We start from the raw sequence: 14,215 nt of genomic DNA on the forward strand, positions 1-14,215 counted from the left end.
CAGGTGCCTAGAAGCATAACGTCTCCGAGAGGACTCTCGCCATCCGATCCGGCGTTTGCTCGGGGTGCAGCTGGCACCACTTCTTCATTTCGTGCACTTGCACGCCGCCGTCGGGCGTCGCCTCGACAACCAAATAGCGCTTCGGGCTTTGTCGTTCGATGCGCGGTCTCTCTTCTCGGCGAGGCGGGGCCTCCCTTATAGGGTGGCTCATTTTAGCGGGCTGTGCCCGGCTCGAAGCGACCAACCCAATGCGAGCGCGAGGGCGCGCTGTCCTGAACGACCTGGCCGCTGCCAATCGAGGGCCGGCGCGAGGTCAGCGTTTCCTGAATTTGCGCGATAATCACGCGGTCGTGAGTGGCGTTGCGGCCGATTGGGTGTGCATCGAAACGAGGGTTCGCCATTCGCTGTCGCAGCAAGTGGACACGGCTAAACGCTGACCAAACCCACGAACAAGAGCAACAGGCAAATTGCGGGGGTGAAATGGCAAGACCGAAGCGGAAAGCGGACGACTCGATGGGGTCGCTCTTCGAAGAGAACTACCTTGTCCGCACCTTGGGTCATATCGCCCACGACCCGGAGATTGCTCTCACCGAGTTGGTGGCTAACGCTTGGGATGCGGGAGCATCGCTGGTCGATCTCATTATTCCGCCCACGCATAGCCTCGTCTTGACGGTTCAAGACGATGGCCACGGCATGACGGCTGCCCAGTTCAAGGCCCGGTGGATGAAACTCGGTTATGACCGGACCAAGCATCAAAGCTCAAACGTGGAGTTCCCGCCAGAGCGGAAGGGGTGGCGGCGGCGGGCCTATGGGCACAATGGCGTCGGGCGTCATGGCTTGTTGTGCTTCGCCGATCAATATTCGGTAGAAACCTGGCGCGAGGACAAGGGCGCGAGCTTTGAGATCGGCACGCAAGGTCAGGAGTCGCCTTTTAAGATCGAGAAGGACGGCGCCTTCTTGCGAGCGGGCCACGGAACGAGGCTCTCGGTGATGGTCGAGCGGCACCTGCCCAACCCGGACCGGATTCGCGAAATCCTGTCCGCCCGTTTCTTGCACGATCCGCAGTTCGTTGTGCGGGTCAACGGTCAGTCCGTCGAGTTGGCGGATCAAACGGGGCTCATCGAGCGAATGGACCTTTCAATCGAAGGGTGTCCCCCGGCGGAGGCCTACGTCGTGGACTCAACGCGAGTTGCCAAATCGACGAGCTACCAGGGGATTGCCTTCTGGGTGAATGGTCGTTTGGTCGGCACACCCGGTTGGGTTGTCGGCTCCGAGGCGGTCCTCGACGGTCGCGCTCGATTTGCAAAGCGCTACTCGATTGTGGTCAAGACCAGCGATGGCTGGATGTCGGAGGTCGAACCGGACTGGGCTCGATTCAAGAATGGGCCGGCCGTGGACGCGCTGTTCGCGGCGGTTCGGCAATATGCCCAGAAGATGTTTGCGTCTCTGTCTTCCACTCTGGTGGAGGAGAGCTCGGAAGAGGCGCTGATTCGCAATCGCGAGCAGTTTAAAGAGCTATCGCAGCTCGGTCGCGCTGAGGTGGCCACCTTCGCGCGTGAACTCGTGAAGACGACGCCCACGGTCTCACAGGACGTGCTTTCCGCTGCGGTTCAGGCCTTGATCAATTTGGAAAAGGCGCGCGGCGGCGCCGCTCTGCTTGAAAAGCTCACTAAGCTTGACGAATCGGACATCGATGGCCTTGACCGCCTGCTGAGTCAGTGGACGGTCCGCGACGCGTTGTCGGTGCTCGACGAGATCGACCATCGCCTGGCCGTGCTTGCGGCAATTGAGAAGCTGTGCGGAGACGAGGCCACGGACGAACTGCACACGCTGCACCCGTTGGTCACGCAAGCGCGCTGGCTCTTCGGGCCGGAATTTGACAGCAGCGAATATTCATCGAATGTCAGCTTGCGCACGGCCGCCGAGAAGATCTTCAAGAAGAGATTGTCCACCGAGGCCTTCATCAATCACAAACAGCGTCCCGACATCGTGGTGCTGGCTGATGCGACGTGCTCAATCGTCGGCACCGAAGGATTCGACCCGGCGGATCCGACGCTCACGCGCATCCAGAATGTGCTGATCATCGAACTCAAGAAGGGCAAATCCGCGATCGGACGCGACGAGATGACCCAAGCCGACGGCTATGTGCAGGACTTCCTCGGCAGCGGCGCGCTCGATGGGACGCCGATGTTTAGAGCCTTCGTGGTGGGGCACGAGATTGCGGCGAAGACGACGCGCGAGAAAGAGCTCAAGGAAGAGGGCGTTTTGCGAGGTCGGGTTCAGGCAGTCACCTACGGCCAGATCACCCGATCGGCGCACCAGCGGCTGTTTCGCCTCAAAGAGCGCATACCGGCTCGTTACGAAGACGTCTCGGGGGCGGATTTGTCTGCGAAGGTGATGCAGACGTCTTCGCAAGCTTTGCTGGCGTTGCCCGCACCGGTCCCGGACTAAGGAAAACACACAAGGCACGACATGACAAACGATCGCGAAGCATCGTTCGAGTCAATCGACGAGACGCCCGTAAACGCAAGATCTCTCGCCGCACAGAAGATCCGCAGGAAGCCCACGAGCAAACGGGCTGCGGTCAACGAGTTTCAGGCGCGGATGCTTGTGGTTTTAGTCGACACGCTCGAAACGGCGGCGCAGGGACACTTCGGCGTGCGAGACCACGAACGCCTGCTCGCGGAAAGGCACGGGGAGTTCACCGCCTTGCCCGAATACCGACTGTTCGTGGAGGGGGCTTACGCGTGCGGGTTTGTCTGCACAGACTTCGCGCCCGGCGGCCCAACCATCGAGCGCGGAGTGCGTGTCGAGGACGCAGTGGGTTCGTGGTCATTTTTTGAACTGCGCCACTACGTGCACACGCTATTGCGTTCGGAGCGGTGGGCGGACGGCTATTCAAGCCCGATATTTGAAGCCTTGATTCAGGGTGTGTTGCAAGCGATAAGCCGAAGGCTCGCGAACGACGACGCCCTCTACGAACCGCTTTAACAATTCCGTCGATCCCGCCGACGCCGCTCAGCGCACTCTTGCGCCGCGTCGGCTAAGCGACGGGTAGCCGCCAGACTGGAACCAGTACTTGAACGACCTATAAAGGCTGAGAACTTGCCGGCGAATTCACCCCGAGAATGGCCGCTGTACTCTTCGGATTCAACCGGTGAATGGTTCGCAAGATGGCGACCGGCAGCAACAGGTCGAACCCAGCCGAATACGGCATGCTAGGTTCGCCCATAAGCAAGTGTTCAATCAATACTCTTCCGGCAGCAAAATCGTAGTCACGGAACGATCTGCCTCAGTAATGATCCAGACCTTGCTTCGCCCGTCCGGCAGGTTGTAGCTCGACAGCAACCGCTTTCCTGTCAGTAATGCCAACTCGTTCGCGGCAAGATCCTCTGCGCTCAGATCACCCCAGTCACCGTGAATGTGCCGCGCGAGCAGCAGCACACCTTCGATGCCCGCCGCATCGAGCGCGGCCTGAGCTGCGGGAGTGATGACAGACCGCCCCATTGGAAAACGCGGGCCGTTTGTGTAGCTCATGCGCGGCTCTCCTGTAAGTAGTCGGCCTTAGGCCAAGCTGGATAGCGACGGTTCGCCGGTTGAGCCGAGTGCACGTCGCTACTAGGCACGACGTCATCGAGCCGTTCGATCGTTGTGTTCGAGCGATCCCACTCCGTGACGATCAGGATGCGGGTCTGGTCCGGCAGGCGGTAGATCGAGATCAGTCGCAAGCCAGCCATGATCGATACGTCGTTCTGGCGTTTGTCATCCTCGGACACGATGCCCCAATCACCGGCGATGTGGCGGAGCACGATGCTGATGACCGGTACGCTGTTCGCGCACAATGCGGCGAGTGCTGCGTGCGAGACGAGCAGTTTGCCCGGATGGAACAGGGGTTTGAGACGGGTAGGTTGGTACATCGTCTTCTCCTGAAAAATGGACGAGCACGCTCCTCCGGTCGAGCCGGATGCGTGCGGGAAATGAAGGAAGCGCGGCGGCGCGTGCCGGCTGTGAGGGGAAATGCGTTACGGGCGAGGGTTGTCCGGCTCCAGCGGAAGGCCGACGCCAAACTGGGACAGCACCATCTCCGAGTGCGCGCGGAGCGCCGGAAAGATGCTGGGGGCACCGGGCATCGAGGCGAGGACGCGGATCTTTTCACGCCTGCGGTGCTGCTCGAACGCCCATGCTGCGGCGAAGCTGATGGCCGTGATACCGGCCACGACGCCGAGTCCCTTTGTCACGGGACCACGACGCGGCAGATGAACGAATTTCGTTTCATGCATGGATTGCTCCAGATAAAGGGTGAGCACGGGCCTCCGGAGGAACCGGATGACGTGATCGCGTCGTTGTGAAAAAGGAGATCGGGCGCAGGGCGCGCCCCGCTTATGCCGTGAGATCGACGAGCTGGCGGCGCAAGGCGGAAGCCTTGGCCTGAGAGCAGCCGAGGTACTGACGGATGCCGGCGACGGTCGGTTTGACGGCTCCAGATTCGATGTCGCGACGCAGCCTTGCGAGGTCGGATTCGGGGAGCGTGACGGTCGGCTGTACGACTGGGGGAACGGTTGACTGGACGGTTGCTGGCGGAGGCGACTGGACGAGCGTCGTCACCGGAGACGTTGCGGCAGTCACGTCGCGTGCTACCCCGTGACGATCCGTAACGGATGACTCTGCGGCCGGAGGAATCCGTGCGATCCACCAGAGCAGACAGGCCACGCCTTCGAGAACAGCCGCGAATGCCAGTCCGGCGAACAGATCGAGCCTGATATCCGCGATTCCGCAAAGCGTCGCGAGTCGTGCTGTGACCGGATCGTCACGCGCAGTCACGCGGCGCCCGGCGTTACCGTCCTCGATGGCCTGATACCGTCGGACATCAGCCGCTTCGGCGTCGAGCGCATCGAGCCGGGCGGCGAGTGACGTTCGACGCGCCTGCCATGTCGGGCAGTCGCGAGTACAGCGCCGTGCATCCGCCTGCGCCAGTTCCGACGTGGCCGATGCCCGATCCGCCATCACGGCTGTTAGTTCCCGGTGAGCCGGGATACCGACGGCCGGAACAGCCGACACGCGAAGCTCTCCCGCATGGGACTGCGACAGGAGGAAGAAGGTCGCATGCCCGTATGAGGCTGCGGCCATACAGCCGAGCCACAGCACGGCACCGACCACGCGCGCGGAGAGCGGAGCCGACCGACACAGTGCGGGCAGCAGATGCGCGCCGACGACAAGCACGACACCGATTGCCACCCACACCAGCCGTTCGGCAAGCCACCCGCCGCGCTGCCAGCCAGCGAGCACCGACATGCTGATCGCCGTTCCCGTCGCCAAGACTGCCAGAAGCAGGGCCGGGCGGACGCGGATCACGCGGCCTTCCCGCCGAGTAACGCGGCGCGCTGTTCGAGCTTGCCCCTCAGGCCGGAAGCGGGCGGCACATCCGGTTCGGCGATACCATCACCCTGACTGTCGCCGCGACCGGATTCGGATGGGTAGAACTCTTCGGCGACGGCCGCGCTTTCCTCGATACTGTCCTCGAATGCGCCGTTACTGAAGCCGGCACGCGCAGCGGCGTCGAGTGCAGCCTGATCGAAACCTGCCGCACGGCGACGCGCATCCAGCTCGCACGCTTCCGTGATCGCCGCTTCGAGCGTGCTGCCGGACCGCACGCCGAGATCCACGTAATAGATCGCCGAGCGATAACTCTGCGCCGTGGACTTGCCGCGCAGCTTCAGTTCCAGCGGCAGGCAGGCCAGCAGATTGCCCGATACCGCCGCGAAATAGTGAAGGCGCGCGGCGAGTGTGCGGATGCTGTTGTACGACGTAGTACGGAAGATGAAACTGCCCATCTCGTCCTCGTCGCCGATCACGACATTGAGCCGCCCGTACGGCTTGCAGCCACCCGCTTGACCGAATGCGCAGCCGTCTGGCGACGGACAGGGCAGGCTTTCGATGCCGTTGTCACTGGCTCGTTTGCACGTTTCGCCGTTGCCCACGCAGACCGGTCTGCCGGTGTCGCGGTCGAACAGCGAATACTCGGCGCGCAGGTTCAGATCGGGATCGCGGAACATGAACCGCACGGGTATCGACCTTAGCTTGCCGGTGTTTGCTTTGCGTAACGACTCGTTGACGGGGTGCAGGACCCAGCCATCACGGTTTTGCACCTGACTCGTGATCGTGAATTGGTCGTCTTTCTCCGGCAGGCGCTTGCCGTTCTTCTCAACGACGCGGCCAATGGAAATGCGCCCGACCACTGGCGGCGTGATGGCTAGACCCTTGAGCATGACTACTCTCCTGTGTATCTCAGACGGAAATGAGGAACCGGCGCGAGCCGGGTTTCGTGATGGCGTATTGCGGTTCAACCTCGGGGTGATCGGCCAGCAACCGTTTCAGATCGATGCCGTCCGAGTCTTTGCTACGTTTGAACGAGACTTCGCCGGTCTCGAACAGCGCCCGTGACGCATTGCCCATGGCCTGCTGGATGGTTTGCTTGAGCTCCGCCTCGTGCTCCTCGCGAAGTTCGATCTCGGCCCGAACGGCGACCAGATCCGCGAAGGTTGCGCATAGTCGCCGGTCATCAGTGAAATCCACCATGTCAGCATTGCCCGGATACAGGCAGCGCAAGGCCCGGCCTGCCGATTCGGAACCGTCGGCAGGTGGCGGGGCGTCGTTCGTGACGTATTGCCAGAACTGCGCTTCGAGTTCGACGAGCCGCGCAATCAGCCCGTCATCACGAACGACGCGATGGACTTCGAGCGCTTGACCACAGAGCAGGACTGCGACATCGGCCGCCTGCCTGCCCGTGACCGCGAGCTGGTGCTGCACCTGAAGCTGCACATATTCGGGCACGCCATCACGCCACAGACGCGCACCGAATTCGCCGGCGGTCTTGCATTCGAGCAGTTGCACGTCGCGACAGCCGACCACCTCGCGGTCAACGTTAGCGAGCATGAACGGGATAGTCGGGTGTTGAAGTACCGCGTTGACGCGTCTGACCTTGTTGCCGGTCTGCTTCGTGTAGGACGCGGCAACGATTGGCTCCAGCAACGTGCCCCAGTACACGGGTTCGCTCGTATCCTGAGGATCGGGGCGGGGCAGGTCCGCATCGCGTCCGGTCTTGATCAACCAGAGTTCGAGCGGGCTCATATACGGATTCAGGCCCACAGCAGCGGCCGCATCCGAGCCACCAATCCCGTTCTTCCTCACCTCTAGCCAGTCTTCACGAGACAGGTCTTTCGTTTCCACGAGTCGTAATGCCGGACGGTTTCTGCTACGTCCAGCGGGTAGTGCCTGTGACATACGTACCTCCGAAAATGAAGAAGCCCGGCGGGGACGATCCCGGCCGGGCTGTTATGACGTTGAGAACATGATCAGGCGATCAGCTTCATCGCCTCATCGAACGCACGCTGCTTCAGCGTGGCACCAGCACCGAACCACGCGGCATCGCGCCGGTGATCTTCGCTACGCGCACGGCGTTGGTGATCGACGAACTCGGTGACGCTGTTCACGAGACCCCATGCCGTACCGGATGCCGAAGCAAGCGTGGCGCCCATGCCTTTGCCTGCGTACAGGGATTGCACCGCCTTGATTGCGCGATCATTGGTAGCCGGCATCGGCATGTTTGGCCCTCCCGTCGGGTACGTGAGCACGCGCTGGAAGAACTTCTCGGCCACGGCATGGCTGACCTTGCGTTCGGCCAGCGCCTTCATGCGAGCCATGAAACCGTCCCACGAGGAGATCGCGATACCGAGCTGGCGCTTCACAGCTTGGGCATCGAACTGCGAACGGTGTGGCACCTTCACGCAGCCGGCACTGTCTCCTAGTGCAATCTGAAGGGTGTTGTTGCAGACCACGCGTACCGACGTGAATTGTGCGGTGGTCGCGAGCGTGCCGTCGCATGCGGTGGCGAGCAGCAGGTAGCCGTTGACCGTGTCCTTGCCCTTGAGCGTTGCGGACTGGCCGGTACGGGCCAAGGCCCACAATTTCTTGCCATCCTTGAGCACGCCCGCGGTCTCCAGCTCGAAGCCGCCGACTTCGGTGAGGTCGCGATAAAACTCTAGGATTTCGCGAGGTTGAACCACTTGGTATCGAGCCGATACGACCGACAACGGAGCCTTGGTATCTGAACGGAACAAAACGCGCTGCTCGGGGAACGCATGGATCGAACCGAGATTGCCACTACCGGCGACGAATCGGACATCGGCAGATTCGATCTGCCAGTCCATCCCCGACTGTTTCATCCATACCTCGATCGGCTGACGTGGAGAGAGTTGATTGCCAAGGCCATGCCACGGGGTTTCACCAACATAGGCCATGTTGCGGACGAGATGCATAAGTAGCTCCTTGTGAACGGCATAAAGCCCGGCGTGTGGCCGAGCAAATGCGAGAGAAAAGTGAAGGGGATACTGCTGAAGAGAAAAACTACGGATCAGGTAGATGCTTTGTGGCGGCTGAAGGTATGCCCGCAGGTGTGACAGCGGAAGTTATCGAGCACCTTGTCGTCGATCACTTCGCCGAACACGGAGCCAGTTGCGCAGCCGGCTGTGCCGCCGACGAGACCTGCGATCACGGCACCCGCGATGGCTCCGCACACGGCACCAGCAGGTCCTGCGAGCACGCCGATCGCTGCGCCGGTTTCCGCACCCGACAGGGCGAACGCGACCCCGCTTGCCGTACCGGCGACCGCGCCAACGGCTCCGCCAGTCTTGCGAGCACGATGGCGTGCGTCGACGCAATCAGACTGGCATTTCGGACACGATGGGATCAAGCCTGATTGCGCGTTGGCTCGGGTGTGGTTCGGCTGTGCGTGCGGGGGGACGAAGCCTTGCTCGAATGGTTCGCTATTGTCGTGCCCGTTCAGATACATGTCATCCGGATCATGCGGATCGTGAGGATGGGGGTAGAAGCGCGCATCACGCATGTGCGACCGCCTCCCGCCGGATCTTGTCGCCATACTGGCGCAGGCCGACCGACGTAAGCACGCCGGCCGCGAAGACAATGCCGAACGCGAGCAGATATTCAAAAGGGGAAGGATAGGTAGGCATCACGGCTTCCGGGGAAGTTCGCCAGCACGTGATTGCGCGGGCGGAGCGAGCAGACTTCTGCCGTGCTCGGCGCAGTGATATAGGTCTATTTTCCGTTTGAATGGGTGTTACCAGGTGTTATTCCCAGAAAATGTTCACGGCCTTGTGGATAACGTGGGGGAGACTCACGCAAGGGTTTGATTGGATGCTTTTACGTCTGCTGCTCCAGCGATTTTCATTAGTATGATAAAGTGTGATCCATCGATTAAATCAAGAGCTAGCCATGTCCGCGACCTTGCAACGCCTGACGATTACGATGCCGCCGGAGATGGCTATGGCTATCCGGCAGGCCGTCGACGATGGCGCATACGCATCGACCAGCGAAGTGATCCGCGAGGCACTGCGCGAGTGGAATACCCGGCGTCAACTGATGCTCACGGAGCTGGCCGAACTTAAGGCCGAGATCGACCAAGGACTGGCCGACGTTGCTGCCGGTCGTGTGAAGAAGTTCGACCCGGACAGCATCATTGCGCGCGGCAGGCGGCTATTGGCTGCACGGTCAAGTTAGTCGCTCCGATGCATGCTGTATTCACACTACTAGAGCGTAACAAGAGCCAGCGCCAGATCCAGCGGCTCACGGGCATCGACCGCAAGACGATCCGTCGCTATCAGGCGATCTTCGAGTCCGAGAAGTCCGCTTCGGCAAACTCCTCCATGGTGACCACCGGCTCCGAAACGGTCGTCACGCAACCTCCGCCGCCGCCGCGACCACCGGCTACCGACGATTCCGGCGAGACCACAACGTTCAATTTCGCCCGCTCGGCAAGCGAACCGCATCGCGAATGGATCGAGCAGCAGGTCCGCCTGAGGCGAAACGCGCAGGCGATCTATCAGGATCTGGCCGATCAGTTCGCATTCACCGCGAGCTACGGGAGCGTCAAGCGTTTCGTGCGCGCCTTGCGCCACATTGATCCCGAGCAGTTCGACCGTCTCGAGTTTGCCCCCGGCGAAGAAGCTCAAGTGGACTATGGCGAAGGCGCACTGACCCGCGATCCGAAGACCGGCCGCTACCGGCGTCCGCGGTTGTTCGTGATGACCCTCCGGTACTCGCGTCGCAGTTTCCGGCGCGTGGTCTGGAAATCCAGCAAGCAGGTCTGGGCCCAGCTTCACGAGGAAGCCTTCCGCTACTTCGGCGGCGCTGTCAGCTATGTCGTCCTGGACAATCTCCGGGAGGGCGTCATCACGCCCGATCTGTACGAACCCGAGATCAACCGGCTCTATGAGGCGATGCTCGAGCATTACGGCGTCGTCGCCGACCCTGCCCGAGTACGCGACCCGAATCGAAAGGGGACCGTCGAGAACGCGATTCAACATACGCAGGGCACCGCGCTCGCCGGCCGCCGATTCGAGTCGCTCGAAGCCCAGAACGAATTCCTGATGCACTGGGAGGCGAACTGGGCGGCCAAACGCATTCATGGCAGCACCCGGCGACAGGTCGAGGCCATGTTCCAGGAGGAGAGGCCGCATCTGCGGGCGTTGCCGACCACCGGCTTTCGCTACTTCATGGAGGTCGTGCGTACCGTCTGGGACGACACCACGGTCAGCCCCAAACCACATGGTTCACGCTCGCGCCGCTATGACGCGAGGATTCTATGAAGCTAATATGAAAGTATATTGACAGGCTTTAGTAATTTTTGAATCAGCCTGGTCAGCCGGCCTGCCCCGCCTCTAGCCCGGGCGGCGAAATTCGTTTTCGACCCAGGCCACAGCGCTCGCCTTGCTGAGCTTGAAGCTGGGCGCGCCCTGCACGTGCGCCAACTGCTCGCCGAAGGTGTCGAGCGCGGTCAGCAGCGCGTACGGTTCGATGTCGTCCGGAACGATGTCCAGCGTGATGTCGAGTTCGTCGTTACCGTTCGCGCTCGCCACCCGCACTTCTTTATGGAGTTGCGCACGCAGTTGCTGCTCATGGCGGCGCAGGACTTCCGAGGCGGTCTTCACCAGCGTGTTGAACGCCGACGTGTCGAGGGGTTTCGGATCCTTCTTGTTGCGGCCCATTGTCCACGGCCCGACGAGCGCCGGTTCCGCTTCGCCGTCCTTGATCATTTCGACGGCCCAGCCTTCGTCGTCTTCGTTCTTGATGACGCGCGCGGTCCAGCCGTCGTCGCGCCACAGACGTGCTTCGTGCACGGCTTCGCCTAATCCGGACGAGTCTTCCGTCGTGGAATCAGCAGCGGTGTCGGACGATGGAAGGGGTGTATGCAACGCTGCACGTTCGGCGTCGACACGAAGCCCAGCGCGAATAGCTTTTGCGCTTTACTTTTCCGTCCGGCGGACCAACGCAGTCGCGTGTGTCCACGGCGCCAAGTGTTGTGGCGCGGTCGGTTCATGCGCATCCGCTGTTGTCGGCCTTGCAGCGACGACTGATGCAAGCGCCCATTGCCATTCAACCGTCGAATCGACATATTCAAATGAACCTAATCGAACTGCTCACGCTTGCTGCTATCTGGGGCGCATCATTTCTCTTTATGCGCGTGGCAGTGCCAGAGCTTGGGCCGATCCCTCTGATCGCACTCCGCGTCGCAATTGCGGCACTCGTTTTAGCGCCCGTACTGAGATCGGCTGGTTCCCGTAGACAATTTCGCTCGAAGTTGTGGCCGTTGTTTGTCGTTGGGGTTACAAACTCGGCGGTACCATTTTGCCTGACTGGCATGGTCGTGCAACGAACTGGCTGCCGCCGCGTTCCGCTGCGTCATCTGGCCCATCTGCGACACCGCCTGGTTCACCTGCTCGATGCCTTGGTGCTGCTCGTGCTCTGCGCGCCTATCATCGCTGCCGTGGTGTTTCGCAGCATGTGTGACTAACCTCACTTCAGCGCAAGCGCGGCGTTGATGTCACGCGCCGAACCACGCAGCGCAGGCCTGTCGCACGCGCTCCGCGACTGCGGGCCACGGTTCGTCCAGCCCTCGCCTGAACAGGCGAACCGTATTGGGATACCACGGCGAGTCGTCACGGCCGTGCATCCACCGCCAGTCCACGTCGCGTGCCGGCAAGAGCACCCAGCATGGTTTGCCGAGCGAGGCTGCCAGATGTGCCGTCGAAGTGTCCACGCAGATCAGCAGATCGAGTTGCGAGATGACCGCAGCCGTGTCGCTGAAGTCTTCGAGATCTGCGCCGAGAGGCAGGATCGGGAGGCTCGCAGGGAATGACAGCGCTTCGTCTTCCCCCGCGCCCTTTTGCAGGCTCACGAACTTCACGCCCGGCAGGCTCCAGAGCGGCGCCAGTGTGTTGAGCAACGGTAGCGAACGGTGCACGTCGTTGTGGTGTTTCGGGTTGCCCTTCCAGACGAGACCCACTCGGTGTCCCGCGCCCAGCACGGCAAGGCGCGCGCGCCAATGCTCGACGCGCGACGGGGCCAGGGTGATGCACAGGGGAGGCGGAATCGTGTCGAGCGTCGTGCCCAGATACAGCGGTGCGCTGAGGGCGCTGATCCAGCAATCGAATTCGCCGGCGCGCGCCGAGGCTTCCTCATGACTGAGCACCGCGTCGACTCCATCGACTTCGGCGAACAGGCGTTGCAGCGGTGCCGTACAGGCAAACGCGACCTGCGCGGCGCCCTGAGCCTTCAAGAGGCGCAGATAGCGTCCAAACTGCAGCATGTCGCCGAGTCCATCCTCTTGCCAAACGAGGAGTGATTTGCCGGCGAGCGGCTCGCCTCGCCAGCGCGGACACCTCAGCATCGACTGCGTGGCGTGATGCGCGAACCCAGGCATCTCGTAGCGGCATTCGTAGAGGAGAAAGCCTTCTTCGAAGCGACCCATGCTGATGAGCAGCGTGGCGAGACGGAACTTCGCGTCGCCGTAGTCGGGGCGCAGCGCGAGCGCGCGGCGGTAGGCGGCTTCGGCTTGCTCCGGGTCGCCGAGCTCTTTCACGATGCTGCCGATGTTGAAGTGTGTTTCGGCGATGTCGGCGCGCAACGTGAGCGCGTGGCGAAACGCCGCGAGAGCCTCGGGCAGGCGCGCTTGCGCAAGCAGCGTGCAACCCAGGTTATTGGCCGCTTCGACGCGGTTCGGCGCGAGCCGAAGCGCCTCGCGATACGCGCATTCGGCATCGACCAGTTTGTCCAGTGCGTGCAGGACGCAGCCGAGGTTGTAGTGCGCCTCGGCGAAGGCGGGGCGCAACGCGAGCGTCTGCCGGTAGGCGCTCTCGGCCTCGGGCAGGCGCTTCAGTTCGGTGAGCACACAGCCGAGATTGTTGAGCGCGTCCGCGTAGGCGGGGCGGATCTGAAGCGCGAGGCGGCAAGCCAGCTCGGCTTCCCGGAGCCGGCCGAGCTCCCTGTAAAGCGCCCCCAGGTTGTTCAGCGCCTCGGGGTATTGCGGGTGCGCGAGCAGCGCTTGCCGATACGCTTCTTCAGCCTCTTCGATCCGGGCGCGTTCGCGCAACAGATTGCCGAGGTTGTTATTCGCTTTCGCAAACTGCGGATTCGCGGCGAGCGCTGTGCGATAGGCCGCCTCTGCTTCGTCGAGGCGGCGCTGTTCGTGAAGCACGATGCCGAGGTTGTAGTTCGCGTCGACGTGGTCCGGGCGAAGTGCGAGCGCCACGCGGTACGCGGCCTTGGCCGCGTCGTGCCGTCCGAGACGGTGCAGCACGATCCCGCGATTGCTGTGGACGTCGGCGTCATCGGGACGTATCGCAGCAAGCCGCCCGTAAACCGCTTCCGCTTCGGCAAGCTGATTGAGGGTCGCGAGCATCGCTCCGAGCCCCAGATACGCGTCGGCGAAATCCGGCTTCGCTTGAATGCAGCGCAACCATAGAGCTTGCGCCTGCGCGGGCTGGCCCACGCCCGTGGCGCACATGGCCGCGAGGTTGAGCGCATCGGCGTGCTCCGCGTCCTCGGGCGTGGCCTTCGCGCCGACGAGCGGTGCAAGCAGCGCCAGTGCGTCGGCGAACTGCCCGCTGGCGCTGAAGGCAGTGGCTTCGCTCAGAATGTGCTGGCGCGTGGGGGCAAGTGGGCTCGTAGCGGTCACGGTGGTCCTGGAGGGGCGGTGGGGATTCGCAGCTTAAGGCATGCGCACGCGCGGTGGCGGCCCGAATTGAGCGGGCAGCGCGGTTCAATTCGACCGATGACGTGCTGCGCGGGCTTTGTCTTTCGAAGCCGTAAGGCCGGGCGCACATCAATTGCGATCCGGTGCGCAATCAGCATTGCGACGCGA

Annotated in this window: 14 protein-coding genes and 2 pseudogenes; 5 read left to right on the forward strand and 11 right to left on the reverse strand. The window is 62.3% G+C overall.

Annotated elements, in window-relative coordinates:
• The first annotated feature begins 513 nt into the window (after positions 1 to 513).
• Complete coding sequence (locus tag OKW45_RS32905; protein WP_429473048.1) at positions 514 to 2,451, forward strand: ATP-binding protein; 1,938 nt, start codon at positions 514 to 516, stop codon at positions 2,449 to 2,451.
• Positions 2,452 to 2,472: 21 nt separating this feature from the next.
• Positions 2,473 to 2,991 carry a hypothetical protein gene (locus tag OKW45_RS32910; protein WP_429473049.1) on the forward strand — a complete coding sequence of 173 codons (519 nt, stop codon included), beginning with the start codon at positions 2,473 to 2,475 and terminating at the stop codon, positions 2,989 to 2,991.
• A 255-nt stretch (positions 2,992 to 3,246) separates the two neighbouring features.
• Here the strand turns inward: OKW45_RS32910 and OKW45_RS32915 are convergent, their stop codons facing one another.
• The 9 genes from OKW45_RS32915 to OKW45_RS32955 all read right to left on the reverse strand — a co-directional run bounded on the left by OKW45_RS32915 (position 3,247) and on the right by OKW45_RS32955 (position 9,026).
• Positions 3,247 to 3,537, reverse strand: coding sequence for an SH3 domain-containing protein (locus OKW45_RS32915; protein ID WP_429473050.1), 291 nt, complete (start codon positions 3,535 to 3,537; stop codon positions 3,247 to 3,249).
• Positions 3,534 to 3,917 (reverse strand): hypothetical protein, encoded by a 384-nt coding sequence (locus OKW45_RS32920; RefSeq protein WP_429473051.1) that lies wholly within the window; start codon positions 3,915 to 3,917, stop codon positions 3,534 to 3,536. Before OKW45_RS32920 ends, OKW45_RS32915 begins: the two co-directional genes overlap by 4 nt.
• A 105-nt stretch (positions 3,918 to 4,022) precedes the next feature.
• Positions 4,023 to 4,307, reverse strand: coding sequence for a hypothetical protein (locus tag OKW45_RS32925; protein ID WP_429473052.1), 285 nt, complete (start codon positions 4,305 to 4,307; stop codon positions 4,023 to 4,025).
• Positions 4,308 to 4,380: 73 nt separating this feature from the next.
• Positions 4,381 to 5,352, reverse strand: coding sequence for a hypothetical protein (locus OKW45_RS32930; RefSeq protein ID WP_429473053.1), 972 nt, complete (start codon positions 5,350 to 5,352; stop codon positions 4,381 to 4,383).
• Positions 5,349 to 6,266 (reverse strand): recombination directionality factor, encoded by a 918-nt coding sequence (locus tag OKW45_RS32935; protein WP_429473054.1) that lies wholly within the window; start codon positions 6,264 to 6,266, stop codon positions 5,349 to 5,351. The genes OKW45_RS32930 and OKW45_RS32935 overlap by 4 nt, the downstream gene beginning before the upstream one ends.
• Before the next feature lie 19 nt (positions 6,267 to 6,285).
• Complete coding sequence (locus tag OKW45_RS32940) at positions 6,286 to 7,281, reverse strand: YqaJ viral recombinase family nuclease (RefSeq protein WP_429473055.1); 996 nt, start codon at positions 7,279 to 7,281, stop codon at positions 6,286 to 6,288.
• Between the two features lie 71 nt (positions 7,282 to 7,352).
• Positions 7,353 to 8,315, reverse strand: coding sequence for a DUF932 domain-containing protein (locus OKW45_RS32945; RefSeq protein ID WP_429473056.1), 963 nt, complete (start codon positions 8,313 to 8,315; stop codon positions 7,353 to 7,355).
• 95 nt (positions 8,316 to 8,410) lie between these two features.
• A complete protein-coding gene (locus OKW45_RS32950) occupies positions 8,411 to 8,902 on the reverse strand; it encodes a hypothetical protein (RefSeq protein ID WP_429473057.1) in 492 nt (163 codons plus the stop codon).
• Positions 8,895 to 9,026, reverse strand: coding sequence for a hypothetical protein (locus tag OKW45_RS32955; protein WP_429473058.1), 132 nt, complete (start codon positions 9,024 to 9,026; stop codon positions 8,895 to 8,897). Before OKW45_RS32955 ends, OKW45_RS32950 begins: the two co-directional genes overlap by 8 nt.
• A 262-nt stretch (positions 9,027 to 9,288) precedes the next feature.
• On the opposite strand from OKW45_RS32955, the gene OKW45_RS32960 reads away from it, so the two are divergent.
• Together OKW45_RS32960 and istA are read left to right on the forward strand one after the other, a co-directional pair.
• Positions 9,289 to 9,573 carry a ribbon-helix-helix domain-containing protein gene (locus OKW45_RS32960; RefSeq protein ID WP_429473059.1) on the forward strand — a complete coding sequence of 95 codons (285 nt, stop codon included), beginning with the start codon at positions 9,289 to 9,291 and terminating at the stop codon, positions 9,571 to 9,573.
• A gap of 8 nt (positions 9,574 to 9,581) precedes the next feature.
• Positions 9,582 to 10,607: pseudogene (gene istA / locus OKW45_RS32965) on the forward strand (IS21 family transposase); the annotation flags it as partial.
• A 126-nt stretch (positions 10,608 to 10,733) separates the two neighbouring features.
• Here the strand turns inward: istA and OKW45_RS32970 are convergent.
• Positions 10,734 to 11,267, reverse strand: a complete 534-nt coding sequence (locus OKW45_RS32970) for a hypothetical protein (protein WP_429473060.1) — start codon at positions 11,265 to 11,267, stop codon at positions 10,734 to 10,736.
• Positions 11,268 to 11,473: 206 nt separating this feature from the next.
• Between OKW45_RS32970 and OKW45_RS32975 the strand changes: the two are divergent.
• Positions 11,474 to 11,707 (forward strand): annotated as a pseudogene (locus OKW45_RS32975) (EamA family transporter); the annotation flags it as partial.
• 189 nt (positions 11,708 to 11,896) lie between these two features.
• Here OKW45_RS32975 and OKW45_RS32980 read toward each other — a convergent pair.
• Complete coding sequence (locus tag OKW45_RS32980; RefSeq protein WP_429473061.1) at positions 11,897 to 14,029, reverse strand: tetratricopeptide repeat protein; 2,133 nt, start codon at positions 14,027 to 14,029, stop codon at positions 11,897 to 11,899.
• Positions 14,030 to 14,215 lie beyond the last annotated feature (186 nt).

Source organism: Paraburkholderia lebeckiae (assembly GCF_050436225.1).
GTDB lineage: Bacteria > Pseudomonadota > Gammaproteobacteria > Burkholderiales > Burkholderiaceae > Paraburkholderia > Paraburkholderia tuberum.